The 26,991-nt window shown below is 68.8% G+C and carries 23 protein-coding genes and 1 pseudogene; 9 read left to right on the top strand and 15 right to left on the bottom strand.

What is annotated here, in order from left to right; all coding sequences use genetic code 11:
* Positions 1-4 precede the first annotated feature (4 nt).
* Together HUT10_RS47990 and HUT10_RS47995 are read right to left on the bottom strand one after the other, a co-directional pair.
* Positions 5-523 carry a DinB family protein gene (locus HUT10_RS47990; protein WP_176177297.1) on the bottom strand — a complete coding sequence of 173 codons (519 nt, stop codon included), beginning with the start codon at positions 521-523 and terminating at the stop codon, positions 5-7.
* 87 nt (positions 524-610) lie between these two features.
* Complete coding sequence (locus tag HUT10_RS47995; protein ID WP_217709721.1) at positions 611-1,804, bottom strand: MFS transporter; 1,194 nt, start codon at positions 1,802-1,804, stop codon at positions 611-613.
* A gap of 442 nt (positions 1,805-2,246) precedes the next feature.
* On the opposite strand from HUT10_RS47995, the gene HUT10_RS48000 reads away from it, so the two are divergent.
* Together HUT10_RS48000 and HUT10_RS48005 are read left to right on the top strand one after the other, a co-directional pair.
* Positions 2,247-4,511, top strand: a complete 2,265-nt coding sequence (locus HUT10_RS48000; protein ID WP_176177298.1) for a PxKF domain-containing protein — start codon at positions 2,247-2,249, stop codon at positions 4,509-4,511.
* Positions 4,512-4,573: 62 nt separating this feature from the next.
* Positions 4,574-5,017, top strand: a complete 444-nt coding sequence (locus HUT10_RS48005; protein WP_176177299.1) for a hypothetical protein — start codon at positions 4,574-4,576, stop codon at positions 5,015-5,017.
* 78 nt (positions 5,018-5,095) lie between these two features.
* Here HUT10_RS48005 and HUT10_RS48010 read toward each other — a convergent pair whose 3' ends face one another.
* Complete coding sequence (locus HUT10_RS48010; RefSeq protein WP_176177300.1) at positions 5,096-6,532, bottom strand: sialidase family protein; 1,437 nt, start codon at positions 6,530-6,532, stop codon at positions 5,096-5,098.
* 440 nt (positions 6,533-6,972) lie between these two features.
* On the opposite strand from HUT10_RS48010, the gene HUT10_RS48015 reads away from it, so the two are divergent.
* Positions 6,973-8,826 carry a sialidase family protein gene (locus HUT10_RS48015; protein ID WP_254897372.1) on the top strand — a complete coding sequence of 618 codons (1,854 nt, stop codon included), beginning with the start codon at positions 6,973-6,975 and terminating at the stop codon, positions 8,824-8,826.
* 48 nt (positions 8,827-8,874) lie between these two features.
* Here HUT10_RS48015 and HUT10_RS48020 read toward each other — a convergent pair whose 3' ends face one another.
* From HUT10_RS48020 to HUT10_RS48030, 3 genes are all read right to left on the bottom strand, one after another.
* Entirely contained in the window at positions 8,875-9,333 is a 459-nt protein-coding gene (locus HUT10_RS48020) for a hypothetical protein (protein ID WP_176177302.1), read from the bottom strand.
* An 83-nt stretch (positions 9,334-9,416) separates the two neighbouring features.
* On the bottom strand, positions 9,417-11,000 hold the full coding sequence (locus tag HUT10_RS48025) for a hypothetical protein (RefSeq protein WP_176177303.1): 1,584 nt from the start codon (positions 10,998-11,000) through the stop codon (positions 9,417-9,419).
* An 876-nt stretch (positions 11,001-11,876) separates the two neighbouring features.
* Entirely contained in the window at positions 11,877-14,252 is a 2,376-nt protein-coding gene (locus tag HUT10_RS48030) for a hypothetical protein (protein ID WP_176177304.1), read from the bottom strand.
* Between the two features lie 503 nt (positions 14,253-14,755).
* Here HUT10_RS48030 and HUT10_RS51655 point away from each other — a divergent pair.
* Complete coding sequence (locus tag HUT10_RS51655; protein ID WP_176177305.1) at positions 14,756-16,156, top strand: putative Ig domain-containing protein; 1,401 nt, start codon at positions 14,756-14,758, stop codon at positions 16,154-16,156.
* Between the two features lie 99 nt (positions 16,157-16,255).
* Here the strand turns inward: HUT10_RS51655 and HUT10_RS48040 are convergent, their stop codons facing one another.
* The 3 genes and pseudogenes from HUT10_RS48040 to HUT10_RS48050 all read right to left on the bottom strand — a co-directional run bounded on the left by HUT10_RS48040 (position 16,256) and on the right by HUT10_RS48050 (position 19,205).
* Entirely contained in the window at positions 16,256-17,767 is a 1,512-nt protein-coding gene (locus HUT10_RS48040) for a sialidase family protein (protein WP_176177306.1), read from the bottom strand.
* A 138-nt stretch (positions 17,768-17,905) separates the two neighbouring features.
* A pseudogene (locus HUT10_RS48045) lies at positions 17,906-18,370 on the bottom strand (arsenic resistance protein); the annotation flags it as partial.
* Between the two features lie 436 nt (positions 18,371-18,806).
* The gene (locus HUT10_RS48050) at positions 18,807-19,205 is read right to left on the bottom strand and encodes a MerR family transcriptional regulator (protein WP_176177307.1); all 399 of its coding nucleotides are present in this window, start codon (positions 19,203-19,205) and stop codon (positions 18,807-18,809) included.
* 107 nt (positions 19,206-19,312) lie between these two features.
* Between HUT10_RS48050 and HUT10_RS48055 the strand changes: the two genes are divergently transcribed.
* From HUT10_RS48055 to HUT10_RS48075, 5 genes are all read left to right on the top strand, one after another.
* Positions 19,313-19,771: a hypothetical protein gene (locus tag HUT10_RS48055; protein WP_176177308.1), complete on the top strand. Its 459-nt coding sequence runs from the start codon at positions 19,313-19,315 to the stop codon at positions 19,769-19,771.
* Positions 19,772-19,875: 104 nt separating this feature from the next.
* Positions 19,876-20,355, top strand: a complete 480-nt coding sequence (locus HUT10_RS48060; RefSeq protein WP_176177309.1) for a MerR family transcriptional regulator — start codon at positions 19,876-19,878, stop codon at positions 20,353-20,355.
* Complete coding sequence (locus tag HUT10_RS48065; protein ID WP_176177310.1) at positions 20,352-20,660, top strand: hypothetical protein; 309 nt, start codon at positions 20,352-20,354, stop codon at positions 20,658-20,660. The genes HUT10_RS48060 and HUT10_RS48065 overlap by 4 nt, the downstream gene beginning before the upstream one ends.
* 234 nt (positions 20,661-20,894) lie before the next feature.
* Positions 20,895-21,599, top strand: a complete 705-nt coding sequence (locus HUT10_RS48070; RefSeq protein WP_176177311.1) for a hypothetical protein — start codon at positions 20,895-20,897, stop codon at positions 21,597-21,599.
* Between the two features lie 55 nt (positions 21,600-21,654).
* Positions 21,655-22,278 carry a GNAT family N-acetyltransferase gene (locus HUT10_RS48075; RefSeq protein WP_176177312.1) on the top strand — a complete coding sequence of 208 codons (624 nt, stop codon included), beginning with the start codon at positions 21,655-21,657 and terminating at the stop codon, positions 22,276-22,278.
* Here the strand turns inward: HUT10_RS48075 and HUT10_RS48080 are convergent.
* The 6 genes from HUT10_RS48080 to HUT10_RS48105 all read right to left on the bottom strand — a co-directional run bounded on the left by HUT10_RS48080 (position 22,268) and on the right by HUT10_RS48105 (position 26,963).
* On the bottom strand, positions 22,268-22,762 hold the full coding sequence (locus HUT10_RS48080; protein ID WP_176177313.1) for an NUDIX hydrolase: 495 nt from the start codon (positions 22,760-22,762) through the stop codon (positions 22,268-22,270). The two genes, HUT10_RS48075 and HUT10_RS48080, sit on opposite strands and share 11 nt — an antisense overlap.
* Before the next feature lie 43 nt (positions 22,763-22,805).
* Positions 22,806-23,564 carry a phosphotransferase gene (locus HUT10_RS48085; RefSeq protein WP_217709723.1) on the bottom strand — a complete coding sequence of 253 codons (759 nt, stop codon included), beginning with the start codon at positions 23,562-23,564 and terminating at the stop codon, positions 22,806-22,808.
* Between the two features lie 68 nt (positions 23,565-23,632).
* On the bottom strand, positions 23,633-24,508 hold the full coding sequence (locus tag HUT10_RS48090) for a GNAT family N-acetyltransferase (RefSeq protein WP_176177314.1): 876 nt from the start codon (positions 24,506-24,508) through the stop codon (positions 23,633-23,635).
* Positions 24,509-24,593: 85 nt separating this feature from the next.
* The gene (locus tag HUT10_RS48095; protein WP_176169285.1) at positions 24,594-24,764 is read right to left on the bottom strand and encodes a hypothetical protein; all 171 of its coding nucleotides are present in this window, start codon (positions 24,762-24,764) and stop codon (positions 24,594-24,596) included.
* A gap of 21 nt (positions 24,765-24,785) precedes the next feature.
* Positions 24,786-25,886, bottom strand: a complete 1,101-nt coding sequence (locus tag HUT10_RS48100) for a radical SAM protein (protein ID WP_176177315.1) — start codon at positions 25,884-25,886, stop codon at positions 24,786-24,788.
* A 315-nt stretch (positions 25,887-26,201) separates the two neighbouring features.
* Positions 26,202-26,963 (bottom strand): TauD/TfdA family dioxygenase, encoded by a 762-nt coding sequence (locus tag HUT10_RS48105; protein WP_176177316.1) that lies wholly within the window; start codon positions 26,961-26,963, stop codon positions 26,202-26,204.
* Positions 26,964-26,991: the final 28 nt, after the last annotated feature.

Genomic DNA, 26,991 nt, shown 5'->3' on the forward strand with positions numbered 1-26,991 from the left:
CTCCCTAGTCGAGGGGCATGGTCAGCTGGGCGCGGTGGAAGTCGAAGTGCTGGGTCGGGAACCGGTACACGTCGGCCAAGGTCATGTAGTCCTGGAAGAACGGGTCCCATCGGGTCGGGTAGTGCATGCCGCGGGCGAGTTCGGTTTCGCTCTCGCCGTCCAGCCGATGGTGCAGCGCCGCAATCGTCCGGTCGAACAGCGTCAGCATCCAGGAGCGCGGCATGAGCGTCCCGCCGAGCCATGAGCCGGCGAAGTTGACGGCGTCGAACGGCACGGTGCCCGCGTTGAGCAATCGGGCGTACCCGCGGCTCGCTCCGTCGGGCAAGTGGTCGAACGTCCGGACCAGCCGCAGCAGCGCGCGGATGATCAGGTAGCCGAGCAGCATGTGGAACAGCAGCTGACGGTTGTTCCACCGCGTGCCGGAGCTGGCGCGCCGAAGGTCGCTCTCACTCGCCGCGTCGAGCAGCTCGTGGAAGCTCCTGCGCGTCCGCTCCATCTCCTCGTGAACGGCAGCCTTGTCCACCGTCGAAGTGTCCACCGCAGATTGCGGCAGCGCCAGCTGCGCCCAGCAAATGCATGCATATCGGCCTGGCGGGGCGACCACGGCCCGCTATCGGCGTCGGAGCCGGACTATGGCGAGGAGCACCAGCGCGGCGCCCTGGATGGCAATGACGGCGATGATCAGTGTGTGGATCGAGTGTTCGTAGAGGACGCCGGTGAGGGCGCTGCCGCCCAGGGTGGCGATGCCGAGGACGCCGGCGAAGACGCCGTAGGCGGTGGCTCGGCGTGGGGTGGGGACGAGGTCGGCAACGACGGCGCGGAGAGTGGATTCCTGAACACCGACCGCGGCGCCCCACAGCAGCGAGCCGAGGATCACCAGCCAGACCGTGTCGGTGAACGCCACCACCGGGACCGCCGCGGCCAGCAGCGGCAGGACGACGAGCGTGCGGGGGCCGATGCGGTCGTAGCACCAGCCGGTGGCGAGGGCGGCGAGCGCGTCGGCGGCCATGGCTGCGGCGTAGAGCACCGGTACGAGGACGGGGGAGAGGAGGTGGCGCTCGACGAGGTGGAAGGACAGGACCCCGAAAGTGGCGAATCCGGCCATCGTGGTTGCGGTGAAGCCCGCGTAGACCCAGAACGCGCGCGGGAGACGTGCCGGCTCGTCCGTGGTGGGGCGTGGCTCGGTGGATGCGACGGCGGTTTCGTACGCTGCTGGGTCCGGTACGCGGGCGCGAAGCCACAGCAGCAGGGCGAGCGCTGCCACGCCGGGCAGGGCGAGCACGCCCAGGGCCACGCCATAGCCGCTGGTCGCGACGAGGATTCCGGCGACCGTCAGTGGTCCGATCAGGGCGCCGACCTGGTCCATCGCCTCGTGGACGGCGAATCCGCGGCCGCGGCCGGTGACGGCGGTGGCGTGGGAGAGCAGGGTGTCCTTAGCCGGGGAGCGCACGGCCTTGCCGACGCGTTCGGCGATGACGAGGGCGCAGGCGACCCAGAGGGTGGCGGTGAGGCCGAGCAGGGGCACGCTGATCGCGGTCAGGGTGTATCCGCTGATCGTGAGGGCCCAGAAGCGGCGGGTGCGGTCGGCCAGCGGCCCGGACACCAGCCGCAGGCCGAGTGCCGCGGCTTCACCGGTGCCGGTGACCACGCCGACGACGGTGGCGGAGGCACCGAGCCCGGCCAGCAGTGGGCCGGTGATCGAGCGGGCGCCCTCGTACACGAAGTCCATCAGCAGGCTGACCGCGCCGAAGGAGACTACGAACCGCCACGGCGAGAGCCTGGGTGCCGGATCCGCCGGCTTCACCGGACCACCGCCGTGCACCGGCCGTGCACCTTGGCGGCTTCGCATTGACATCTCGGCTCCGGTCACTCGCTTGATCAGCACATCACCATGGTCAGGTCACGAGCGCAACCGCCCAGGAGGGGACGTGATCAGAGCGAGAGCCAGCGCAGATCGATGGCGTTTCTTTGATTCATGAATGTTCAATCATCATGTTGTCGCGGCGACAACTGGAAGGCAACATTGCCTGATAATTGTGTGCGACGGCAGATAACATACCGTTCGCCTATCCGGAAATAATGGCGATGACCCGATCGGGGCTGACGTTGTAACTTTCCTCATTCGTAACGCGACTACAAGCCGGTCGATGAAGAGTGCCCTCTGTCCCCGTGTGGATTGATCACTGGTCCGCAAGGCACGTGATTCGGTGAATGGTGTTCACATCTACGGACATGAGGAGTCGGGAATGTTCCGAAGAGCGAGCCGGAAACGGATCGTGGCGACCCTCGCCGCGACCGTGGCACTGATTCTGGGTTCCGTCGCCGGTTCCCCGCAGGCTTCGGCAGCCAACGGGGACCTCGTGCAGCAGACGAACTTCGGCCAGTCGTGCGGCAGCGGCATCGGGGTGGGGATCGCCTTCGACGGCACGAACCTCTGGTATAGCTGCTACGCCAGCAGCCCGGACCTGTTCAAGGCGAATCCGCTGACCGGTGCGGTGATCTCCTCCTATACCGTCGCGGGTGGACTCGGCGCGCTGGCCTGGGACGGCAAGCGGAAGAAGCTGTGGGCGGGCTGGGGTGGTGCCGGAACCTCGGGCGACGTCCGGTTGATCGACCCGGCGACCGGCAGTGGTGGTGTGGTGTTCAACGCCGGCGCGGCGGCGTTCGACGAACTCGACGATGGCCTGGCCTACGACGCTCAGGACGACAGCTTGTTCGTCAGCCCGGACACTTCGACCTCCGTGTACCACTACACGACCGTCGGCGGCTCCCTCGGCAGTTTCCCGTGGTCGGGCAGCGGCTGTTACAACAGCGGTGTCGCGATCGGCGGCCAGCTGCTGTTCGAGGGCTCGGACGGCTGCAACCACATCTGGGTCGTCCAGCGGGACACCCATGCCCTGGTCTTCGACTTCGGGACGGGCGCGAATGGCGTCCGTGACGAAGACCTCGAGTGCGACAGCGTGACCTTCTCGCCGAAGACCGTCATGTGGTCGATGGAAGCTTACGAGCCCCGCCGCGCGGTCGCGTTCGAGATTCCGCCGGGTTCCTGCGCCACCGGTGGTGGCGTGGACAGCGACGGCGATGGCCTGCTCGACGAATGGGAAGAAAAGGGCATCACGATCGATCCGGACGGTGCCGGCCCGGCCGCCCCGCAGTTCATCGATCTGCCCGCGATGGGTGCGGACAAGAACAAGCCGGACGTCTTCCTTCAGGTCGACTGGATGGCCGATGCGTCGCATTCGCACGCGCTGACGGCGGCGGCGATCAAGAAGGTGGTGGACGCGTTCGCAGCCTCGCCGTACCACAGCCCGACCGGGTTGACCGGGATCAATCTGCACGTCGACGAGGGACCGTCGAGCGTCATGAATCCCGCGACCGGTGCGACCTGGGGCTCGCTCAGCCGGGCCCACCAGCTGACCCACGTGTCCAACCTCGGCACCTCCGGCGCGGGCGGTTACGACTGGAGTGCGTTCCAGACCCTCAAGGACGCGAACTTCACTCCGACCGGGCGGACGCCGATCTTCCACTACGTCGTCTCGGGTCACAACTACGACAGCACCACGTCCTCGGGAATCTCCCGCGGCATCGGCGCCAGCGACCTGATCGTCAGCCTGGGATCGTTCACCAACGGCGTCGGCACCGACAACGAGCAGGCCGGCACCCTGATGCACGAGCTGGGTCACAACCTCGGCCTGCGCCACGGTGGCGGTGACGACACCAACTACAAGCCGAACTACCTCAGCATCATGAGCTACGGCTTCCAGCTCGGTGGCGTCATCAAGAACGGCGTCGCGGGGACGTTCGACTACTCCCGCTCGGCGCTGGCGACCTTGAACGAGAACAGCCTGTCCGAGCCCGCCGGTATCGGCGCGCCCGGATACGGCACCCGCCACTGGTGCCCGGCCGCCAACGCCTACGTCGTGGTCAACAACGCCGGCGGAGCCATCGACTGGAACTGCAACGGCAACTCCACCGAGACCGGTGTGGCCTTCGACGTGAACAACGACGGCAGCCGTGGGAACCTCGTCGGTCAGGACGACTGGGCGGCCTTGAAGCTCAAGGGCGGCGCGATCGGCCTCGCCGGCGCCACCCCGACCCTGCCGACCGTGACCGATGACGAGACCCTGACCGTGGCGGAGGCCAGCAAGATCCCGCCGGTCGGCTACACCTTCACGGGGTTCTTCGCGCCGGTGGACAACCCGCCGACGGTGAATGTCGCGAAGGCAGGCAGCGCGATCCCGGTGAAGTTCAGCCTCGGCGGTGACAAGGGCCTGAACATCCTCGCGGCCGGTTCGCCGTCGAGCCAGCAGGTCAGCTGCGACAGCAGCCAGCCTCTGGATGACATCGAGCAGACCGTGAACCCGGGCCAGTCGGCCCTGACCTACGACCCGGTGACCGGCCAGTACACCTACGTCTGGAAGACCGCCAAGTCGTGGGCCGGCACGTGCCAGCGCTTCACCCTGATGCTGGACGATGGCACCTCGCACTACGCGAACTTCAAGTTCAAGTAGCCGACCCGGTCGTGGCGGGGTGTTGCACGCACCCCGCCACGACCTGAAGGCAAGGTACGACCATGATCCGAACCTTCGCGATCGTCGCGACCGTGGCGCTGGCGGCGACGGCGTGTGCGTCGGGCGCCTCACCGGACCCGGGCCAGTCGCGACCGGCGTCGCCGACGACATCCGCTGCGGCCACACCGACCACGACCGGGATCGATCCGTCCGCAGCCGCGCACGTGGCCCCCGTCGCCCCTGCCCAGCTCGAGGCCACCGCCGAGTCGGGCACTGTGCGCCTCCAGTGGCCGTCCACCGGCGAGGACGTCGCGTACTACGAGATTCTGCGCCGAGCGGCCGGCGTCGTCGACTGGACATCCATCGGCCGCGCCGCCCCGACCGACAAGACCTATCTCGACAAGGCCCCGAGCTCCACGAGGAGCACCTACGGCATCCGGGCCGTCAACGGATACGGCACCTCCAGTGCCGTTGTCGAAAGTCGGCCTGTTACGCCCGTCAGCTGATCATCGTGGCGCGGCCGCATGCCAGAGCCTGCGCCCACGTCGGTTCCATGACGTGGGCGCAGGCTCAGCGGGCTGCGGTCAGAAAGCGGTCAGCGCGGATTGTGAAGTGCCGGCCGGTGCTACGGGAGCTTCGGCGGTGCGGCGGGCGCCGCCGGTGATCGGCAGGCCGCCGGTCGGGGCGAACATGCCCAGGTTGAACGTCGAGCCGCTCGGGGCCGAGGCGATCGGGACGACCGGGAAGGCGTTGCCGCCGACTCGGACGGAGGTGGAGATGTAGTCGCCGAACATGCGGCCCTGGGAGGTGTTCGGGATCCAGGACAGATTCATCGGGCCGGCGACCTGGGTGGCGGTGCTCCAGCTGGTGCCGCCGTTGGCCGAGGAGATGAAGCCGACGTCGAGCTGGCAGGTGGCGGCGGTGCAGTTGGCGGTGGGGTAGAAGTAGTAGGTCAGGCCGATCCGGGCGCCGGTGCCGGAGGTCGAGGGATCGACGCCGAGGCCGGGGACGAAGTGGTCGACCGTGCTGGTGGTGGCGTCGATCGGTACCCGGGTCGGGGCTCCCCAGGTGGTTTCGCTGGTGGACTTGCTCAGCACGATGTCGTTGCTTGGGCAGCCGGAGCGGAATCGGCAGTCGGACCAGGCGACGTAGGCGGTGCCGGCGCTGTCGATTTCGGCGCTGGGCAACGCTTCTTCGCGCAGGCCGCCGGCGGCGTCGTGGTGGCTGATGCTCGAGACGAGGACGGTGGATCGCCAGCTGGCGCCGCCGTCGATGGAGCGGAACGAGCGGATCTGGTCGTTGAGCGAGAGGTAGGGGACGAGGACGGTCCCGTTGGGTCGGACGATGGGCTGGCCGCCGAGGCCGGTGGCGCTGTCGCCGGTGGCGCGGGCCGGGCCCCAGGTGAGGCCGCCGTCGCTGGAGGTCTTCATGCGGATCGCGTCGCCGGAGCTGGTGATGTCGTATTCGGTGTAGCAGTTGCCGAAGAACGGGCTGGTCGTGGTGTTGTCGCAGACGATCCAGTTCTTGTCCAGTGAGCCGGTGGCGGTGGTGATGGGGTTGCCGAAGGTCTTGCCGCCGTCGGTGGAGCGGCTGGTGAACACCGGGGTGCCGCTGGGACAGTTGACGCCGAGGGAGGAAATCAGCCAGACGTTGTGCTTGGCGTCGAAGGCGACGGCGGCGTCGCTGATCTGACCGCAGGATCCGCCGGTGTTGGCGGTGGTGCCCGGCAGGAAGCCCGACGTCCAGGTGGCGCCGCCGTCGGTGGAGGTGGCGAAGCCGATGTCGGAGGAGCCGCCGCCGGAGACGCGGCCGACCTGGAAGGCCGAGACGATGGTCGACCCGAACGCGAACGTGTCGGGTTCGACCTCGGTTCTGTGCTGGGCCTGGGCGTCGGTGAACGGGTCGGAGCTGACCTGGGTCACGGCGACGTTCGCGGACGCGGACGTCGCGGACACCAGCAGCCCGCCGACCACGACGGCCGGCAGCAGGGTGGCGGTGACGAGTTTTCGGGATAGCGGCATGACGCGTTCACCTTCTGACCTCGAGGTGAGGCGGGCAGCGGGGTCGCCACTGCGGGCCATGACGGTTGTCGATCCAGCCACTCGAATGCGCCGCGGTAAATCCGCCATGTGGAGGACCCCGCTGATCAACTGTCCCGAATGGACAATTATGGGCGAATTCACGCAATTGCTGACGCGTGGCAAATATTTCAACGACGCTGGGCACTCGAACGGTCCAGAACATTCGGCGGCGGCTGAACGGGCGACGAGTTGGCCGTCCGCTTACCTCGTCCCGGGTGGACAGTCGACAACTCGGTAACGGATCGACGCGGTCCGGCGACGATCCGATCGGTGGCCAAGGCACGGGGGAGGTTTCCGTGTGGCTGGCCGCGCACCGGACACCCGGTCAAGCAAAAGGGAGTACGCCTGTGTCGCGTCCCCGCACCATTTCCGCGATTAGTGTGACAATTCTGAGTACGGCCGCGCTCGGCGTGTTCGCCGTGGCCCCGGCCACCGCGCAACCGTTCGGCTACCACCAGCTCAACCCCGTGCAGCAGCGCCACGTCTCCGGGCTGCTGTCCACGGTCCTCAACGGCGAAGACCCGGCGAACGTCACCAGAGCCCTGGCCCCCAACCGGGCCACGCCCTCGGCCGCCGGGTCGTGCGCCAACCGCTTCGGCGCGAACGTCAAGGTCAACCAGAACTGCCTGAACCTCACCGACCCGGACCTGCAGGGCCGCGCCCAGGCCCAGAATGAGACTTGGGCCGCCGCCGACCCGAACAACCCCGACCACGTCATCGCGACCTACAACGACTACCGCCGTGGCGACGGCACCTGCGGCGTCAGCTATTCCGTCGACGGCGCCCGGACGTGGGCCGACGCGACCACGCCGAACGGCTTCAGCCGCGGCACCGACTTCGGTGGCGCTCCCCGGGAGTACTGGCAGTCCGGCGGCGACACCTCGGTGGCCTGGGACTCCCGGGGAAATGCTTACCTGTCGTGCCAGGTCTTCAACCGCGGCAGCGCGGTGTCGGCCAACCCCGACCAGTCGAGCGCGTTCCTGGTGTTCCGGTCGACGGGAACCAACGGCGCGTCCTGGAACTTCACCGGCCGTCCCGTCGCCACCCACGACGACACCGCCGGCGCCGGGAACTTCTTGCTGGACAAGCAGCTGCTGACCGTGGACAACAACCCGCGCAGCCCGTTCCGCGACCGCGTTTACGTGTCGTGGACGACCTTCGCCGACGACGGCACCGGCTACATCTACGAGGCCTACTCCGCCGACTACGGCGAAACGTTCTCCGCGCCGGTGCTAGTCAGCGCCGACACTGCGTTGTGTGCCAACCCGCTCGGCTTCCCGACGCCGCGGGGGAGGTGCAACCAGAACCAGGACTCGCAGCCGTTCGTCGGCCCGGACGGCGCGCTGTACGTGGTGTTCAACAACTTCAACAACGCCGTCGCGAACGCGGCGGACAACCACAACCAGGTCCTGCTGGCCCGCTCGGCCGACGGCGGCCAGACGTTCTCCGCGCCGGTGCTGGTCGGCAACTACCACGAGCTGCCCGACTGCGCGACCTACCAGAACGGCCAGGACCCCGGCCGCGCCTGCATCCCGGAGAAGGGCCCGTCGGCGAACTCGGTGTTCCGCGCGAGCAACTACCCGATCGGCGGCGTCGACCCGCGCAACCCGCGTCGGATCCTCGTCACCTACGGCTCGTACATCAGCCCCAACTCCAACGAGGCCAACGGCTGCACGCCGACCGGGTTCAACCCCGCCACCGGCATCAACACCTACACAGGCGTGAAGAACGGCCCGTGCAACAACGACATCGTCCTGTCGACCTCGACGAACGGCGGCGCGTCGTTCGCCGGCGGCACCACCGATGTCCGGCAGCTGCCGGTGATCACGAATGCGTCGGGTCAGGCCCGGACCGACCAGTTCTGGCAGGGCGCCGCGTTCAGCCCGGACGGCACCTTCGCGGTCAGCTACTACGACCGCCAATACGGCGCCGACGAGACCACCGGGTTCTCCGACATCACGGTGTCGGCCGGGTTCACCCACACGCGGGCGACGTCGAGCAGCATGCCGCCGCCGACGCAGTTCAACGGCACTTTCTACGGTGACTACGCCGGGATCGCCGTCACCGCCCGCGCCGCGTACCCGGTCTGGTCGGACACCCGCCCGCCGGACCTGTTCCTCTGCCCCGGCACCGGCACACCCGGCACCCCGCCGAGCACCTGCCAGGCCGGCGCACCAAACGCGTCGATCGCCAACGACCAGGACACCTACACCACCACCGTCGGCATCCGCTGACCGCACTCGGGTGGGTCACCTGCGGCTTGCGGGTGACCCACCCGGCATTCAGGTGACCTCGACTCGGAGCTGCCACTGGCTTTGCGGTGGTCCGTGCGGGTCGCCGGCGAACGCGGCGGTTGTCGTGGTGACCTCGGCTGTGCCGTGGCGCAGGGCGGTGCAGGTCGCGGTTGTCGCGCCGTCGGCGAGGGGGTGAGCGACGCAGCGGAGGATTGATTCGTCGGAGCTGGCGGGCAGCGTCCACGGCTGGTGTGGCGACGTCTCGGTGGTGATGGTCAGAATGTCACCGACGCGCAGGCAGTGCGGCTCCGGTTGCTGCCGGACCGTCGCGACCAGGCTTTGCGGGCTGCAGCCGGGTTTGCCGGGTGTGGACGAGGTGGTGGCCGAGGCGGTGCCGGTCGTGGCTGTGCCGGTGCCCTGACCGTCCGGCTGCCGGCCGCCGGGGGGACTGGTGCCGCAGCCGGCGAGGAGCAGCAGGACGGCCAGCGGCAGCAACGGGGAACGCATCTCGAGCCTCCTCAACCGGTTCGAGAGGGTAGACGGATGGGACGCCTCCGGGCGGAGGCGTCCCATCGGGTGACAGAGCGCGGTCAGCAGAAGCTGAGCCGGCCGATGCGGGTGTTCCAGTTGCCGCCGGTGTTGAAGAACTGCTGGGCGATCACGGCGGTGCAGGTGTTCTCCACCGACACCGAGGAGTAGTCGCCGAAGCGGGTGTTGGTCGAGGTCGCTGCTCCGTTGACCAGGACCGTTCCGGTGCCGATCAGGTTCGGTACGCCGCCGCCGGGCAGGACGCCGTCGACGGTGACCGAGGTGGCGACGTTGGCGTTGGTGTCGGTGTAGGCCCAGTTGAGCCAGATGTAGTTGCTGGCGCCGCCTCCGCCGGCGTCGGAGACCCCGATGGAGGGGTTGAAGTCGTCGCTGGTGCCGCTGCGGTAGGCGAGGGCGACGAACGGCGCGTTGTCGCTGAGCCGGATGGCGCCGTAGCGGATGCCGGGGAAGCTGCCGATGGCGATGCCGTGGGTGAACCAGATGAAGTTGCCGACCTGGTAGGGCGACCACACGATCCGGCCGTCGAGCGGGTCGAGTTTCGTGGTCGTGCCCGGCTGGTTCACCTGGCGTGGGGGTGCGCTGAAGGTGGAGCTGACGGTGGCCTGCAGGGTCAGCGTCGTGCCGGGACCGGCGGAGTTGGTCATGCGGTAGAGCCGGTAGCCGGTGCCCGCGACGGAGGCGAGGAAGTAGCTGTTCGCCGTGGCCGGTATCGGGTTGCCGCCGACGGTCGCCGGCTGGGTGGTGAAGCTGACGGAGAACGCCGGGAAGCTCACCGACGCGCCGGAGTACACCTGCGCCTTCGAGATGGAGAAGGCTGTGGAGTTGATGTAGCCGGGGTGGAAGTTGTTCGTCGAGAGCAGCAGCGCGACCCGGTCCTGGCCGAGCTGCGGGTAGTCGAGCAGGGTGCCGGCCGGGTAGAGGCTGCCGTTGAAGGTCAGCCGGTAGACCCACCAGCCGCCGCAGGCGTTGCCGGTCTGGCTGGCCGCGACGTACAGCGCTGGCGCCGCGGTGCCCGAGGTCGGGGTCAGGGTGACGACCATGCTGAACCGGTCGTTGACGTTGTCGTACTGCACCCGTGGGTCGAAGACGTCCTCGGTGGCGCCGAGGAACCCGGCGAGGGTGTTGGTGCACTGCTGGCCACCGGTTTTGTTGTAGACGGTGAACCGGCGGTTGACCGTCTCGACGATCTGCGTGGCACCCGAGGCGGCGTTGACGTCCGAGGGCTGGGCGCCGCCGCCGGCGGTCTGGTCGATGCCGTTGAAGTTCGCGTTGGTCGTGCCCGGCGGCGTCAACGGCCTCGGCGCCGCGACCGTGTTCGGACCGCCAGCGGCCTTCCGGGCGGCGCTGGGCGCGGGCTTGGCGACCCGCGGCCCGGCCGCGGGCAGGCCCTCGTTGACCGGCCGGCCGTTCTGGCCCAGCGTGACGTGGTCGGGTCCGGCCGGTGGGGCCACCAGGCCTGCGACCCCGCGAGCCTGAACCGCCCGGGCCGCGGCGGCGCCGGTCCCGCCGGCCGCGATCGCCGTCCCGCTCGCCTGTGCCGACGGCGCGGCACTGCTGACGGGGACGACCAGAACGCTCGTGATCAAGCCGGTCACGACGGCGACCGGCCACAGTCTGAGTTTCACATGCCCTCCTGGGAAACGCGGGGCGCGAGATTTCTGCACGTGGCTCTGGTGGGTCGCGTGCACAATCAACCGCGCTCAGAAAATCGTTCATGATTTCCAGGCTTCAGGCGGCCGACTACGCAAAGGTGTGCAGGTTTCGCCGTGTCGTCGGCTCGACGTTACTTCGATCGCCTGGATTCGAAATTTGGACCCCCTTGGCGCTTGCGATCTCGTTGTACTGCTGCGCCAGCGTTCTCGTGCTGCCGCACGCTGTCAACGAAGGTTTTCCTAAAAGAAGGCAGTGGTGATTTATTCTCATTTGCACGTTCTTTGCTTCACGAATTTCCGCTCTGGAAGAAATTGGGCCGGAACGGGTAGAAGCGGCGGCTGACCGGCGCACGCTAGTCCTCGGTGGCTAGCATGGGAGTGCTACTACGGTAAATGGCCCGAACGGTGGACCGACCGGACGAACGTTCACAGATTTTCAGGCCGCTGCCGCTCACCGATCCGGCAGATAACGGTTCGGCAGCAGCCCCAACGTAGGGTCTCAAGCTGGCTCGGTAGGTGTGGTCTCGGCGCGCCGCGATCGTCGCCCAGCTCGCCCGGGTGGCCGGCGCGACATCACCCTCCACCCCGCGCCCCGGCAGTGGCCTTGACGCCAGCGTCCGGCTCCGCGGCAGCCCCTCGCCACCGGCACCCGGAACCCCAGGCCGACAAGTCGGGGCTGTCCCACGGAGGGCGGACCGCACTCGCCCGGACGCCGGGTCTGCACACGACACCGTCGAAAGGTGCTCGTCGGGCGGCTTCTCGTACGTCGTTGACTACGTTGCGTGGTAAAGCTGAGCGGCGAGCCTCAGGGTGAGACTCGCCGCTCTGCAGTGTCCGAATGATCTCGGCTCAGCCGAGTTTGATGTCGTCGTAGAGGGTGTAGGTGGGGTCGCCGGTGTAGTTGTCGTCGTGGCTGGCCAGGGTGAGGGTGTAGCTGTGCCCGGCGGTGACCGCGGCGGTGATCTGCTTCCAGCCCGCGCCGTTGGTGCAGGTCTTGGCCAGCGGGGTGGTCGTGGTGCCGCTGGTGTTGTCCTTCAGCGCCGCGGTCGCCCAGTCATAGGTGACCGTGTCCGGGCAGGTCACCGAGTACCAGAACGACAGCTGCGTCACTCCGCTGGGCACGGTGAAGGTCTGCGCGATCGACGCGTCACCGGAGGGTGACGTGGAGCCGACTCGGGCGGCGTAGGTGCCGCCGTGCGCGCCGGAGCTGACGACCGCGGTGGGACCTGCCGACGTCCATCCGGTCAGCGAGCCGGTTTCGAAGGTGCCGTTCGTGATGCCGCCGCCGGTGCCGCCGGTCACGGTCAGGGCGTAGCTGGTGGCGTGGGAGACGGGGCCTTCGGTACCGGTGATCGTGATCGGGTAGGTGCCGGCTGGGGTGGAGCTGGACGTCGTGATCGTCAGCGTCGAGCTACCGCCCGCGGTCACCGATGCCGGGTTGAACGAGGCCGCTGCGCCCGACGGCAGACCGGTCGCCGACAGCGACACGGTGCCCGCCGCTCCCGCGGTGACCGCGGTGCTGATGGTGGCCGTGGCCGAGGAACCGGCGTTGACGGAGCCGGAGGTCGGGCTGGCCGCGATCGAGAAGTCGTTGGTCGGGGTGCCGCCACAGCCGGGCAGGGTGAGCGAGGCGTTGCGGGTCTTCCACACCCGGGCGCCGGTGGTGGCCAGGTACTCGTGGGTGTACCAGAACGTGCAGTCGTCGACGGGGTCGATGCTCATCGAGGAGTAGTCGCCCCAGCGGGAGTAGGTGGTCTGCGACCCGGTGCCCGCGACGATGGTCGTCTCGGCCTGGGTCATCTGGCCCAGGGTGTCGCCGGCCAGCCGCCCGGTGAACCGGATCTGCGGGTTGATCGAGGAGCTGGACGCGGTGTAGCCGAGGGCGATGTTGCCCGCCTTGTCCATCGCCAGTGAGCCCAGCCACCGGTAGGTGGAGTCCGGGGCGTAGGTGCCCTGCTGGTACACCGTCGGGTTGCCGCCGCTGCCCAGCCGGAATTCGTACCAGCGTTCCCCGACCGAGGAGCCGGCGGTGACCGACTGGCTGGTCACCAGTGACTGGTGATCGCCGAAGTTGCGGTAGGCCAGCCGGAACATCAGCCGGTCGGACAACGAATCCAGTGTCTGCGAGGTGCCCTTCTGCGGCACGCAGGTGCCGCTGCTCCCGCAGGCCGGGGTGTAGGAGGCGACGGTCAGTGTGCTGGGGCCGGTGAAGGTGGTGTTGGCGGTGTTGGCCCAGTCGACGTGGAATCGCCAGTAGGCCAGCGTGGTGCTGGTGGTGCCCATCGCCAGCTGCACGTTGTCCGCACCGGACGGGGGTGCGGTGGTGCCGTCGATGTCGGCGGCGAGGACGCCGCCGTAGGCGTTGGAGGTGGTAAAGCACTGCTGAGTGGCCGTGGTGCCGGCGAGCATGCTCGCCCGGTCCATCGCGCAGCTTTCGGCGCCGAAGAAGGTGGTGCCGGCGCCGTTGAACATGTTGTAGGTGACGTAGTAGGCGTCCGGCCACACCGACAGCTTCGGGTAGTCGGGGAAGTTGCTGTACTGGAAGGAATAGCGGTTGTAGGCGCCGGTCGCGTCGGAGGTCTGCGACACCGCGACGCACTCGTAGTAGGGGCCGGAGCTCGAGTTGACGTTCGCGAACTGGGTGATCACCCACCGGCCGGCGAGGGTGTCGTAGCGAACCACGGCGTCACCGTCGTCGGTGCTTTCGCAGTACCCGCCGAACCCGGAGAACAGCGTGTTGGTGTTCGCCGGGCCGTACTGTGTGGTGCCGGTCTTGGAGAACACCGCGAACCCGGTGTTGACGATCTCGACGACCTGGCTCGCGCCGACCGCGGAGTTCGGGTCCGGCGGCACCCCGCCGAGACTGAACGATCCGCCCGGCCCGGAGAACCCGGTGCCCAACCCGTCGAAACTCGTGCCGACGGCCGCCGCGCGCGTGCCCGCGGTGTTCTGCACGACCGGGTCCTGGGCGCGTGCGCGCGGGCGAGGCAACGACCCCACTGCCTCGCTCTCGTCCGAGCCGCCGTCGGTCGCCTTGGGTGCCATCGACCGCAGGGCAGGGGAAGTGTCGTGGTGCTGCTCGTGAATGACCTTCGCGGTGGCGGGCGCCGCAGCGGGTCGAGGTGTCGGACTGGCGCCGGCCGGGGCGGCGGACAGGACCGACACGACGGTCGTGGCCACCACCACCCCGACACCGAATCTGGCCAGCGGGGACCGTGATCTCATGAGGACTCCTTGCCGGCGCACGCGGTAGCCCACCGACGCCGGATGTCAGGGAATGTGGCGGGCTGGAGGAATTTTGAATCTCCGGACGCCGCAGGCACTACCGACGAACTGTCTGAAATAGATGATCACTATCGGCGCCGCATATATCCCGATTTTCCTTGGCTGTCGAAGAAATCGGGCAGGCGGATTGTGGCTGTTCGCGACGATGGTCGTGCGCCGTTCAGTCGCTGAGCCGGAGAGGTTTTGGCCGTGCGCTAACTAAGTCCACAGTGGACACTGTCTAATCTGCTACAGCTGGTCGATTGCGGGCTTCGTTCTCTATGTCCGAATCTTTGGCGGGACACGACTATCGGCGGGTTGACCGGCGCGCAAACGTTGTGCTGCCGTAACCCGGTAGCCGCTGGATTCACCGGAGATTCCGCACGAGTTCGTTTCGATCATGCGCGTTGTCGCCGACGCTGGACCGGTGACCCTGCCGTCACTTCGTCGACTGGGAGGCTGAAGTGCGCACCACGCGAACCAGCTTGATCCAATTGTCCGTCGTCGCCGTGTGTGCGGCCGCGCTCGGAGTGGCCGTTCCGGCCAGCGGCTGGAACGGACCCGCGGACGCCGCCGGCGAGGAGGAGCACGAGGAAGTCGTGGCCAATCCTGCGGCCACCACGACGAGTTGCGGGGTCGAGCGGTGGTCGGTCAAGACCGGCACCGACGCCGACGCGGGCAAGATCACCCTGCAGTCCACGACATCCACGACGATCCCCACGCTGACGTCATTGCCTGCGCCGTCGAGCCTGCCGGCGAACAACCGGGTCCAGCCCACCGAAACCACGGTCTTCCGGCTGCAGGCCACGCTGACCCAGTACAAGCTGGAGTCCGACTCGGACTACCACCTCGTCCTGTCCGACGGCGCCGGCCACACCCTGATCTCCGAGATTCCCGACCCCGCCTGCGTCGGCTCGTCCAGCCCTCTGCTCACCAGCATCCAGAAGGCCCGCGCCGAGTTCAACGCCAAGTACACCCCGACCACGTCCTTCAAGACCGCCAACGTACCGGTTACCGTCACCGGCATCGGATTCTTCGACTTCCTCCACGGCCAGACCGGCGTCGCTCCCAACGGCATCGAACTGCACGCCGTCCTCGACATCCAATTCGGCACCGGTGCCTCGGTCTCGGTCACCAACCCCGGCGACCAGACCGGCACCGTCGGCCAGGCCACGTCCCTGCAGATCCAGGCCAGCGCCAGCGACAGCGGCACCCTGCGCTACAGCGCCACCGGACTCCCCGCCGGACTGTCGATCAACACCGCCAACGGGCTGATCTCCGGCACACCCACCACCGCCGGCACCAGCACAGTCACCGTGACCGCCACCGACTCCACCGGACCGAGCGGATCGGCCACCTTCCACTGGACCGTCAACCCGGCCGGCGGCAGCTGCACCCCGGCGCAGCTACTCGGCAACCCCGGCTTCGAAACCGGCACCGCAGCCCCGTGGTCGGCCAGCACCGGCCTGATCAACAACAGCACCAGCGAACCCGCCCACGCCGGCAGCTACGACGCCTGGCTCGACGGCTACGGCGCCACGACCACCGACACCCTGTCGCAGCAGGTCACGCTACCCGGGGGCTGCACCACCTACGCCCTGAGCTACTGGCTGCACATCGACGCCGCCGAACCGGCCGCCGGGGCCTACGACACCCTTACCGTCCAGATCCTCGGCAGCGGCGGCACCGTGCTGGCCACCCCCGCGACGTACTCCAACAAGGACGCCGCCACCGGCTACATCCAGCACACCATCGACCTGTCCGCCTACCACAGTCAGACCATCACGGTGAAGTTCACCGGAGCGGAGGACTACACCCAGCAAACGTCCTTCGTCCTCGACGACCTTGGCCTGAACATCAGCTAGGAGCGTCGGGCCGAGGACCTGATCGACGCCTTCGACCCTGACCGCGACCCGAAAGATCGGCTGGATCCGTCGCCGCCGACACGGACTTGCCGGGTGCGCCTACCTGGTCGCGTTGGCGGTCCAGGTGGTCTGGTGGAATTTCTGGCCGGCGATGGGCGGGCGGGAGGAGAGGTTCCAGACGAAGGTGGCGCGCCGCGGGGTGGCGGCGACACCGGCGTAGTCACCGTAGAAGATCTGCGAGTGCGCTTCGGCAGCCCAGGCGACGTCGCTGGGCGGGCCGACGGTGTGCTCGAAGCCGAAGGTACGGCCGTTGTCGGTCGAGGCGATGTAGTTCTGGTCCACCGTGGGTGCTGTACCGGCAGCGCCGCGGGTGCGGTAGGTGACGTGCACGGAACCGCCGGCGGCCGCGATGGCGGGGGTGAACCGGTCGAGCCCGGCGACCCGGGGGTCGACCTGGGCCGGGGTGCTCCAGGTGCGGCCGCCGTCGCGGGAGGTGGAGAGCGCGATGTCGTTGAGCCCGTCGGGGTTGAAGCGGGTGTCGGCCCAGACCAAGTAAATTCGGCCGGTGGCGGGGTCGATGGCCGCGTCGGGCAGCCCGCCGGTGCGCATTCCGGGCACGGCTACGCCACGGAGTTCGGCGACGGTGACCGGTGCGGACCAGGTGAGCCCGCCGTCGTGGGAGGTTTGGGCGGTCCCGAAGTCGGCGTTGTTCACGGCGAGGTCGTAGACGACGGTGAGGGAGCCGTCGCGCTGCACGAGCGGGAGCAGGCCTTCGGTGTCGGCGTCCGCGGCGGTGAGGCTGGTGGGCGTGCTCCAGGTCTGGCCGCGATCGTCGGAGAAGCTGACCACGCCCGGCGAGTGGGTGACGGTTCCGGTGGTGACGAACTTGGACCACACCGAGTAGACGCGGCCGCGGTGCGGGCTGGTGGGGGAGGTGTCGACGACGATCCAGTTCTTGTCGTGGAAGATGTTCACGTCGTTGTCGTCGACGACCAGCACCGGCGGGCCGAAGCTGAGCCCGCCGTCGTCGGAGCGCTGGACGGTCACCGCGCTGCGCGCGTCGTTCTGGTTGAACGCGATCGTCTGCAGGTAGACCGCGTCGTCCCCGCCGATGGCGGCCACCGCGTCGGAGGCGCGGTCGAAGGGCCCGCCCACGGCCTTGGTCAGCAGCGGGAGATTGCCCGCGGCCCAGGTCTTCCCGCCGTCCTGCGAGGTCGTGTAGCCGGGGTCGGCCGAGCCGCCGTCGGTGTAGCGGCCCTGCTGGAAGGTCGCGACGATCACGTCGGGGTTGTTGGGGTCGGTCGCGATGTCCGGCTCGACCTGGGTGTCGGGCTCGGCGCCGTTGATCGACGGCACCGTGTCCCGGCTGGCCCGCTCGACGTCGGTGATCCTGTCGAACCCGCCACCGGCGGCCTTTCCGGCGAGCGTTTCGCCCGCTACCGCGGAGTGGGCGTGGCTCCGGGCCAGCATCCGTTGCTGCAGCGCGGAGTGTGCTTGCTCCGCGGCGGCTCGCGCCCGGCTCGGCACCGGCGCGGCGGCGGCGTCCGGCGTGACCAGCGCGGCGATCGTGACTGCGGGCAGGATCAGGGAGAGCAGCTGGCGAGGTCCCATGAAAGCGCAGTCTGCTCCGCAAAATTGGGCGCCAGCCACCGCCGAAAGATGTAGACCAAATGGTGAGATTGCGTGTCTGCCGCTTTTGGGCGATTTGCTCGCGGGCCGCTCCGAAGCCGGCAGGGCCTATGAGTTTCCCGGCAGCAGCAGCATCTGCGCAATCAGCAGCAGCGGGGTGGCCGCGAGCAGCTGCCGGCTGTTCCCGCCGGCCAGCCCGCTGAAGACGATCACGTAGTCCACACACGGCGCGAGCAGGACCAGCAGCACGCCCAGCTGCACTGCCCGGTCATCGGGCAGGAACCCGAACATCGCGCCCACCACCAGCGGCACGACAACGAAGTTCACGACCAGCGCCGCCACGAGGAACCGCCCGGCCCGCAGCGAGCGGCCCAGCTCGGCCACAGGAACCTGAAGGAACGTCACATACAGCACGAGCGCAAGCACGGGGTTGATGGCGTGCGCCAGGCCGGGCCCTGCTGTCGGCGCCGCCCAGCCCGCCAAGGCACCGCAAATCAACGCTCCGAGATAGACGGAGACCTGGTGACGCTCGACGTTCGCGACGAAGCCCGGTGTGGACGACAACGAGCGAGCCTCCTTGGACATAGGGCGAGGTCCGCGACATTGCAGGCGCAGCGATCACGCCGCGACCAGACGCAGCAGCCTATGACAGCGCGTGACCGCGCAACGCACCTGACCACGATGGCGAAGAGCACAACTCGCGACCACTCCGATACTGCCAACCACGCCGACCGCGTCCGAAGGTGGACCCGGCGTCGAGTGAGCTGGGACACGTGTCGTGATTTGAGGCCATGCCAGCCATCGGCTGTTGATGCCAACCAGCACCCGTAGGCACGGCGGCGCGGCCGGCGAGCGCGGCAATACCTCGACGTACGCCGGTGCCGCAGCCACTTCCAACGCGTGTTCCCCGGCAGCGGCGGGTCAGTGAACGTGAAGAACGAGCAGCACGCCGTCTCCCGTGCCGCCAACGTGGCCGCGTTCGCCGCGACCTCTCCTGTAGCGTTCCAAGCCGACGAAGCCGCTAAGGCTCGGCGGGTCGCGATGGCGCCTCTCCGGCGAGCGTGAGGCGACAGCGACCGGCTCGGCAGTCTTCGAGGATGTCCAGGGCGTTCCGCCGGGCCCGTTCCAGCTCGGCGATCTTGGCGGCCAGCCGGTCGACCACCGCCTCCAGGCGCCATCGTTCGCTCTCGCAGGTCGCCCCACCCGCGTCGTGCGTATGCAGGGCGTCGATGACCTCGTCCAGGGTCAAACCCATGTCCTGCAAGGCTTTGGCCGTCCGGATCCGCTCCACGGTGGACTCGCTGAACACCCGGTATCCAGACGGCCTGCGCTGCGCGGCAGGCAGCACGCCGCGCCGCTCGTAGAACCGCACCGTGTCCACGCTGACGCCGGCTTGCTTCGCGACCTGTCCGATCTTCACGGATTTCTCCTTGACTCTGGACTTGTGTCCAGACTCTAGAGTCGGTCCGTACGCATCGCAAGACCAGCGAGGACACCGCGAAACCGACAACCTCAAGGAGTTGGATCATGGAGATCCCGGCAGCGTCCACCCCGATCGTCTGCGACATGACCACCGCGCCGGACACCGACGAGCAGCGTCTCGCCGAGTACCGGCGGCTGTTTGCCCAGGCTCTGGTGGGCAGGGAGCGGACCGCTGAGGGGATCCGGTTCCGGTTCCGCACCGCGCCCAGCGTCGAGTCGTGGGTGCGGGACCTGGCGGCGCGTGAGAAGTCATGCTGCGCGTTCTACGCCTACACCGTGACCGTCGAAGGTGACCAGGTGCTCTGGGACTGCGCTGTCCCCGACAACGACATCGCCCGCGCCATCCTTGACCAGTTCTACGCCCTTCCCGACACGCTGGACGAGAACATCGATGGCATCCGCGAGCGACTGGGCCGGCAGGGACTGGTCGTCATCTCCGACGCAGCCGGCACCGTCCGCACCGTCCAGCCCGATCAGGCGCCCACCGTGTCGACGCCCAGCTGACGGCGGGACTCTGTGGGACGCGAGTGTCGTCGGTCTCGACGGAGAGATGCATTGCGTCGCTGGGGTTGACCTTCGAGTCGTGTTGAAGGTTTAGCGTCGGCGCCGTGAGCACATATCAGATTTCGGAGTTGGCTCGACGCAGCGGAGTGCCGGCCTCGACGTTGCGGTTCTACGAGCAGGCGGGCCTGTTGCCGGCCGCGCGGACCGGATCGGGGTATCGGGTGTACGGCGAGGAGGCGGTGGCCCGGCTGGAGTTCATCGGCGCGGCGAAGCATCTGGGGCTGCCGCTGGAGGAGATCCGCCAATTGCTCGGCGCGTGGGAGGCGGGAGTGTGCGCCGAGGTGCGGGAAGGGCTGCGGCCGCTGGTGGCGGAACGCATCGCCGAGGCGGAGCGCCGCATCGCCGAGTTGACCGCGTTCGCCGCGCACCTCGCGACCGTGCACGAGGAACTGGCCGGCCCGGCGCCCGAGACGTCATGCGGGCCGGGCTGCGGATGCGTTCCTGCTGAGCCGCCCGGCCCGGTGCTGATGGAACTGACTGGCCCCCGCCTAGCGAGTGACAGCGTGTCCGGAGCAGCGCGATGACCCCGCCCGCCAAGCCATACCGGCGCTGGGCCCGGCTCGGTGTCGCGGCTGCGGTCGCGTGCGGAGTGTGTTGCGCGCTGCCGCTGATCACTCTGCTCGGCGGGATCGGGGTGGTGTCCTCGCTGGGCGCGATATTCAAGGTGTTCGAGTTGGCCTCGATCGTGCTGGCCGTGCTCGCGTTCTCAGGCGCCGCGGTGCTGTGGGTACGGCGGCTACACCGCACGGCCTGTCGCGTTCCCGGCCGCGCGGTCGAGCGGGTGGTGGATCTTGGTATGCCTGATCCGACCCAGCGAGGACCTCGATGACCGGTGTGAGCACTTCGCGCTGTGCGGGTCGTCGTCGGGTTTGCGGAACAAGGTGATCAACGACAGTGCGCTGAGCTGCGAGCGTGGTCGCGCCGGCGTGAGCCTGACCCGCTCGGCTTGACAGCGCACTCGCCGTCCCGCAGTATCCGAACAAATGTTCGATTAGTTCGGGTTCGTTTGCGACTTCCCCACGTAAGCGTCTCCGGCGCGTGTTCGTGGTGCTGGAGGTGCGTGGTGGCGGTACCTGAAGCCGTCGCCGCGCTGACGGCGATCCCCGGCGTCCGCACGGCCGCCCAGCTCGGCGAGCCGAGCGTAGATACCTCCGTGTCCGCCGGCTCCCTACCGCTGGCGCCGGCGCTGGCCAAGCTGGTGCCGGGCGGGTTGCGGTGCGGCAGTGTGGTGTCGGTCGCTGGCTCGGCCGCGCTGGTCCTGGCGTTGCTCGCCGAAGCGACTCGTGAAGGATCGTGGGCAGCGATTACCGGTATGCCCGACGTGGGAGTGGCAGCCGCCGCCGAGCTGGGCGTCGACCTCGACAGGCTTGCGCTCGTCCCCGACCCCAGGGGCGAGGTCTCAGCGGTGCTTTCGGCGTTGATCGACGGGTTCGACCTGGTCGTGCTAGGCCCGGCCGTCGCGCGCGGGATGCAGCTGCAGCTGGCACGCCGCCTGACCGGGCGGGTCCGTAACCGGGGCGCTGTGCTGCTCGCTGCCGGCCTGTGGCCCGGTGCCGACCTCGAGTTGCGCGTGACGAGCCGCCGGTGGCGCGGTCTCACGGAAGATGGCTTCGGCCACCTGGAGTACCGCAACGTCGTGGCGACCAGCCGCGGCCGCGGTTCCGCAGCTCGCCCGCGCACCGTTGATCTGCAACTTCCGGGGCCTGATGGTGCTGTCGTCGCCGTTGAGGCAGCTTCCGGTCGTGGGCTGCGGGAGATCGCCGGATGACCCGCATGTCGCGGTGGCCGCACTTGAGCTGGTCGCGACCGTCACGAGGTGCTCGATGATCGGCCAGGCTGGCAAAGCCGTCCGGTCAGGTACGCGCGGCGAGTTCGGCGGGTTGATTCCGGTCCGGCCGGCGACCAGTAGACTTGTGGTCTGCCTGCGCGGTCACCGGCTCGACCTCGACCTCTACGACAAGCTCAAGCCCTACAGCCACCGCTACCGGCTGCACGGCACGCTGTGCGAGGTCTGTCGCGCGCAGGAAGGCTGCGAGCCCACAGCCCGGCACCTCGCCGAGTGGGCGCACCTCGACGTCACGGTCCAACACGCGCCCGGTACAGCCCCGGGCGACGGGCTCGTCCTGGTCGCCTATCCACCCGCAGCGGGGACACTGGCCGGTCGGATCGAACTCCATCTCGACGGCACAGAGGTTGGCGCGGTCACCGCGAGCCTGTGCGCGAGCTGCCGATCGGCCACCCTCGACTACGTCCACGTCGCCGCCGAGTACCGGCGCCTCGGCTTCGGCCGGACACTAGTGGCGGCTGCGGTAGCTCGTGCCCCCTCCTACCGGTGGACGGCACCGCTACCGGACGGTCTGGTAGCGCAGTCGTTCCGAGCCCGGATCGCCATGCGCCCACCTGGTCAGCGCTGCGTCCACGCCGGCGCGGTGGATCTCACGCGGTGAGGGCCGGGGGAACAAGCGGGAAGCGGTCGTCGAGGAGTGCCCGCAGGAGGTCCGGCAGCTCCGCGGGCAGCAGCTTGTCGCGGCAGGTCGAGACCGCGGTGGCCGACCACCAGCGGCGCTCAATGAGGCCAGCGCGTTCGTTGGCGGTGTAGCGGAGGGCGACCTGCGGCGCGTCGTGGTCGGTGCGGGCGAGATAGACATGGTCGAGGCGATGGTGTTCGCGGCCGCGGTAGGTGAAGCGACTTTCGCGGGTCCAGAGCTTGCGGCCGATCTCGTCCAGAACGAGCCCGGTCTCCTCGGCGATCTCGCGCCGCGCGGTGTCCTCGAGCCTCTCGCCGGGTTCCTGGCCGCCGCCGGGCAGTTCCCACCAGTGGTGGCCGGGGTCGTCGGGGTCGCGGGCGTGGATGAGCAGGACCTGGTCGGCGCGGTTAAGGAGCAAGACGCGGGCACCGACCCGCAGGGCCGGTTCGCTGGGAAGAGGCATCGGGTGAAGTCCTTGTGCTCGGACAGTTGCTCTCGGCGGCCGTTCATGTGCCTCGGTGGGTCAACCACTTGTTGGCAGCGTTGCGGAGTGCGAGCTTCCACGGCTGCGGATCGTCGGCGGCGATGGAGGTCCATAGGCGGGCGTTGACGGCGACGAAGGTGTCGAGGCCGTTTGGCGGGCGGTGGCTCCAGGTCGGAAGCGTTCGGGCCCAGCTTTCTGCGGCGGCGGGGGTGTGGCCTTCGGCGATGAGCCAGAGCGCGGCGCAGGCAGGGTCTATCCAGGACGCCCCGAGGGTGGGCCAGGCCCAGTCGACCAGCCAGGCTCGGCCGTCGCTGATGAGGACGTTGTTGGGGTTGAGGTCGGTGTGCAGCAGGTGCTCGCCGGCGAGCAGGGCCAGGTCGGCGTCGTCGGCCAGGGCGGTCCACCGTTGTTCTATCCGGGGTAGCGGCAGCGGTGGCGGTACGAGTTCGCCCAGCCGGGCGAGGGTGTCTGCCAGGCGGGCGAGGTCGGGCGAACCGGGGGAGAGATCGGCGGCGCGGCCGGGGATGTAGTCGAATCCGAGCAGGTCCCAGCCGCCGGTGTTCAGGTGCCAGCGCAGCCGAGGCGCGATCCCGGCAGTGTGGGGTGCGATGGCAGCTTCGCGTCGCTGGCCACGGACGCCGGGATGACTATCGAGCATGCCTTTGACGAATACGGCGCTGTCGGCGGTGTGCAGCACGGTAGCGAAGGTGGAGTTCAATCCGGTGGCGACCGGTTCGGTGCGGCGGATCTCGCCGATTTCAGCGGTGATCGCGGCGTACACGGCCGGGGGTAAGGAGCCGAGGGTGAGGCGGTCGCGGGTGCCCATGGACACCCCGGTGCCGGGCTGATTCACGCGGCCACCGCGCAGGTGAAGCCCAAGGTGGTCAGCCCCTCGGTGCAAAACAGGGCCTCTGACGGTCCTCCGGTAGCGGCTTGCAGCACTTGGTAGCGTGCGCCGTGCTCGGTGCCCCAGGACGCGGCGGCGCGCCACAACCCACGCCCGTGCCCGCGACCGCGGTAACCGGGAGCGACTCCGAAGTACTGCGGCAGCAGGACCGGTGTCCCGTCGCGATCGGGCATCACGGCGAGCGGACCGATCGCCCCGACGACCATGCCGTCGTCGATGGCGGCGAGGATCGGCCCGTCGACGCGGCCCTCGTGCCAGTGTCGGCACAAGAACCCAAGCCCGGTTTCGGGTACTTGCAGGGCCAGCTGGGCGAAGGTGTCCTGAATGGATGGTGGACAAGCGTCCAGCTCGTGGATTCCGCCCGCAGTATCAGGAGTGTTCTTCTGAGTGAAGGTCTTGAGCAGGACCCGGGTTGCGGTGGCGGTGTCGGATTGCGATGGTTCGTTGGTGAACCAGAGGACGCGGCCGGTGGTTGCGCCGTAGGTGGTGCACCATCGGCGTGTCGCCGCGCGCAGGGCTGGGGTGTCTGGCTCGGCCGGGCTGTAGACGTGGGTTTTGATCATGCCGGTCCCGCGGTGGTTGAGTGTGGGGATGATCGTGAGGTCGGGGCGGTGGACGATCTCGTCGACGAGAATGGTTTCGGACTTGGTTGCCGACCAGCGTCGCTCCTTGTCGAAGGGCAGCATCTCGCCGGTGAGCGCGGCGGCGACGACTTCGTCGAAGATTTCCGGTCGGAGCGTGTCTGGGTGTACCGGCCCGAGGGTTGGGACGACGGGCACCTGCAGGACGCGGCGTAACCAGCTGGGCCGGAATCGCATTCCGGCACGCTACCCGCCGGCGTCAGGCTGCTCGGTGACCCCCGGTGTAGGACACGCCGGAGGTCACCGAGCGGGTGGACGTGCGTTAGTACGGGTTGTCGTCGCCGGCGTTGCAGCTGCATTTCGATGACTCGACGAGATCGTCCAGGTGCTCGACGAACTCGATCTCGGCCGGGCCGCGCGGGGCGGTGAGCGGCACGGGGATGGTGGCGCCACTCGGCTCGCGCCGTTCGAGCGGGACGATGACAGCGGTCATGATTTCCCTCCCTTCGGGTGATCAGTGCTGGCAGTAGGCGCTCAGCGGGGCTTTGGCCTTCCGGTAGAGCGTGACCAGCGGCATGCAGGTGCCGCAGCTGCCCTGCAGCTGGCAGCCGGTGCATCCGCCCTGGCGCAGCAACAGCCGGTCCGCGATCCCACCCAGCCGCGCCAGCCCGGCCAGGCCCTCCTCGAGCAGCGGGATCTGGGGATCGCGGCCGACCTTGCAGATGCTGGCCATGCCGTGCGGGTCGATGTGGAAGAACGTGTGACCGGCGTTGCAGCCGGTGAACGGCTTCCGTTTGCGCAGGTACTCCTGCGACTGCGCGGGCAGGCTTTCCGCGCCGCCGTAGATGGTGGGCGACATGTTGGAGAACACGTGGTGCGGCAGCTCGTACTGCTCGGCGAGTGCCTTCATTGCGTCCAGTTCGTGGGCGTTGTGCTGGGTGACGATCAGATTCAGGTTCAGCGGCAGCCCGGCCTCGTGCGCGGCGGCCAGCCCGCGGGAGAACTTGTCGAACGATCCTCGGCGGCGGGTGAGTCCGTCGTAGGCCTCGGCGGTGGCGCCGTAGACGCTGATGGTCAGCCGGTACGGCCGGTACCGGGTCAGCAGTTCGAGGATGTCGGGCTGGGCCAGGCGGGAGCCGTTGGAGGAGATCGACAGCATCATCCCCAGCTCGAAGGCTCGCTGGTAGACCGCGGTGAACAGCTTGTCGATCAGCGGTTCGCCGCCGGTGAGCTGCAGCCACAGCACGCCCGCGTCCGCGAGCAGCTGCAGCAGTCGTTCCCGATCGGGCCAGGAGAGGCCTTCGAAGCGTTTGAGGCCGAGGTAGCAGTGCTCGCAGTCGTAGTTGCAGCCCAGGTTCAGCTCGTAGGAGGCCCGACCGTAGGCGTGACCGGAGGAGGCTCGCACCAGGACCACGTCGGCCTGCCGGCGGCCGGAAAGATCCAGATCCGGCCAGGGTCGGCTCGCGGCCTCCACCAACCAGCCCGGACAGAGCTGCCCAGTCGCCATGGATGCCAGCTCCTCCCATAGCCGCACCGGCAGCCGGATCCCTGACTCGCTGCCGGGGCGCAGCAGGAGATAGTCCTCGAGAAACGGGCTGGCGATGAGCTCGAACACGGGTGGCTCCTTTTCGCGGGGTTAGCCGGTGGGACGTCCGACGAACCGGCTGTACTCGATCGCGGCGATCGAGGCTTGGACCTGCTCGGCGGCCGGGACGGACAGAGCAGCGTTGACGACGACGGGTGAGGCTGCGGCAGCGGATGTCGATGAAGAGCGGATCGAGGCCGGGGGCCTCGCACAGCTCCCGCAGGGCGGCCTGCCAGTGCTGAAGGTCGGTGTCCGGACCGAGGCGTTCCCAGGGGAGGACGATCCACTTGCCGCGCCGGAGTGCCGCGGCGATGTCGTGCGGATCCGACACCCAACGCGGTGCGGTCATGGCGCTGCCCGGGAGTGGGTGAACCCGGCGGGGATCCGCCAGCCGAGATGGGGGTCGAGGTGGATCCGGTACACCGTCCGGCGTCCGGTGAAAGCGGTCCGGCCGTGCAGCCATCGCCGGTTGTTGACCACGTAGCCGCCACCGGCGGTCGCCGGGATCGAGACCGCGTGGCGGCGAATCACCTGGTCGAGTACGGAGAGCCGTCGCTGGGTGTGCGGGGCGAAGCCTGCCAGCTCGTCGCGCCGCAGCCGCAGGCCCACCAGCTGGTCCGGGCCGGGTTCGAAGACGTTGCCCACGAGCCCGGCAGCGCCGCCGAAGTAGGCCCCACGCCGCGTCGAGAGGTCGGCGAGTGCGTCGGGAGCGGTGGTGGCCAGCTCGGCGTGCACGGCTTGGCCGTCGACGAGGACGTAGTTCCCGCCGCGCTCGGCCGGCCGCACGCACACCGCCATCACCAGCAGCGGCGGCACGGCCCGGTCGGAGCAATCTGTGTGCGGTGCCAGCGGCTGTCGGCTGAACCCGGCCTCCCCGGGCCGCGGCCGGACACCGCCGCGGTCGGCCAGCACGGTGATCCCCGCTGGGTTGCTGTCCCGGTGCGGGACGATCCGGCCCAGCCGAGTCGCCAGCTGCATCAGCTGCTGCTCGCTGCGCAGCCCGTCGAATAGCGCGACGCCGTGCTGCGCGAGGACCGCGGCCAGCTCGCCGGCGCCGCCGACCGCGGCCACGTCGACACGGCAGTCCGGCAGCTCGGTGGCGAGCATCTCGGTATCTCCTCTCGGCGCTTCTGGC

The organism is Amycolatopsis sp. Hca4, from assembly GCF_013364075.1.
Taxonomy (GTDB): Bacteria; Actinomycetota; Actinomycetes; order Mycobacteriales; family Pseudonocardiaceae; genus Amycolatopsis.

Excerpts from the sequence above, each read along its gene's own strand:
- HUT10_RS48000 (WP_176177298.1), top strand. The coding sequence starts at position 2,247 with ATGTTCCGAAGAGCGAGCCGGAAACGGATCGTGGCGACCCTCGCCGCG.
- HUT10_RS48005 (WP_176177299.1), top strand. The coding sequence starts at position 4,574 with ATGATCCGAACCTTCGCGATCGTCGCGACCGTGGCGCTGGCGGCGACG.
- HUT10_RS48010 (WP_176177300.1), bottom strand. The coding sequence starts at position 6,532 with ATGCCGCTATCCCGAAAACTCGTCACCGCCACCCTGCTGCCGGCCGTC.
- HUT10_RS48020 (WP_176177302.1), bottom strand. The coding sequence starts at position 9,333 with ATGCGTTCCCCGTTGCTGCCGCTGGCCGTCCTGCTGCTCCTCGCCGGC.
- HUT10_RS48030 (WP_176177304.1), bottom strand. The coding sequence starts at position 14,252 with ATGAGATCACGGTCCCCGCTGGCCAGATTCGGTGTCGGGGTGGTGGTG.
- HUT10_RS48040 (WP_176177306.1), bottom strand. The coding sequence starts at position 17,767 with ATGGGACCTCGCCAGCTGCTCTCCCTGATCCTGCCCGCAGTCACGATC.
- HUT10_RS48055 (WP_176177308.1), top strand. The coding sequence starts at position 19,313 with ATGGAGATCCCGGCAGCGTCCACCCCGATCGTCTGCGACATGACCACC.
- HUT10_RS48065 (WP_176177310.1), top strand. The coding sequence starts at position 20,352 with ATGACCCCGCCCGCCAAGCCATACCGGCGCTGGGCCCGGCTCGGTGTC.
- HUT10_RS48075 (WP_176177312.1), top strand. The coding sequence starts at position 21,655 with ATGATCGGCCAGGCTGGCAAAGCCGTCCGGTCAGGTACGCGCGGCGAG.
- HUT10_RS48080 (WP_176177313.1), bottom strand. The coding sequence starts at position 22,762 with ATGCCTCTTCCCAGCGAACCGGCCCTGCGGGTCGGTGCCCGCGTCTTG.
- HUT10_RS48090 (WP_176177314.1), bottom strand. The coding sequence starts at position 24,508 with ATGCGATTCCGGCCCAGCTGGTTACGCCGCGTCCTGCAGGTGCCCGTC.
- HUT10_RS48095 (WP_176169285.1), bottom strand. The coding sequence starts at position 24,764 with ATGACCGCTGTCATCGTCCCGCTCGAACGGCGCGAGCCGAGTGGCGCC.
- HUT10_RS48105 (WP_176177316.1), bottom strand. The coding sequence starts at position 26,963 with ATGCTCGCCACCGAGCTGCCGGACTGCCGTGTCGACGTGGCCGCGGTC.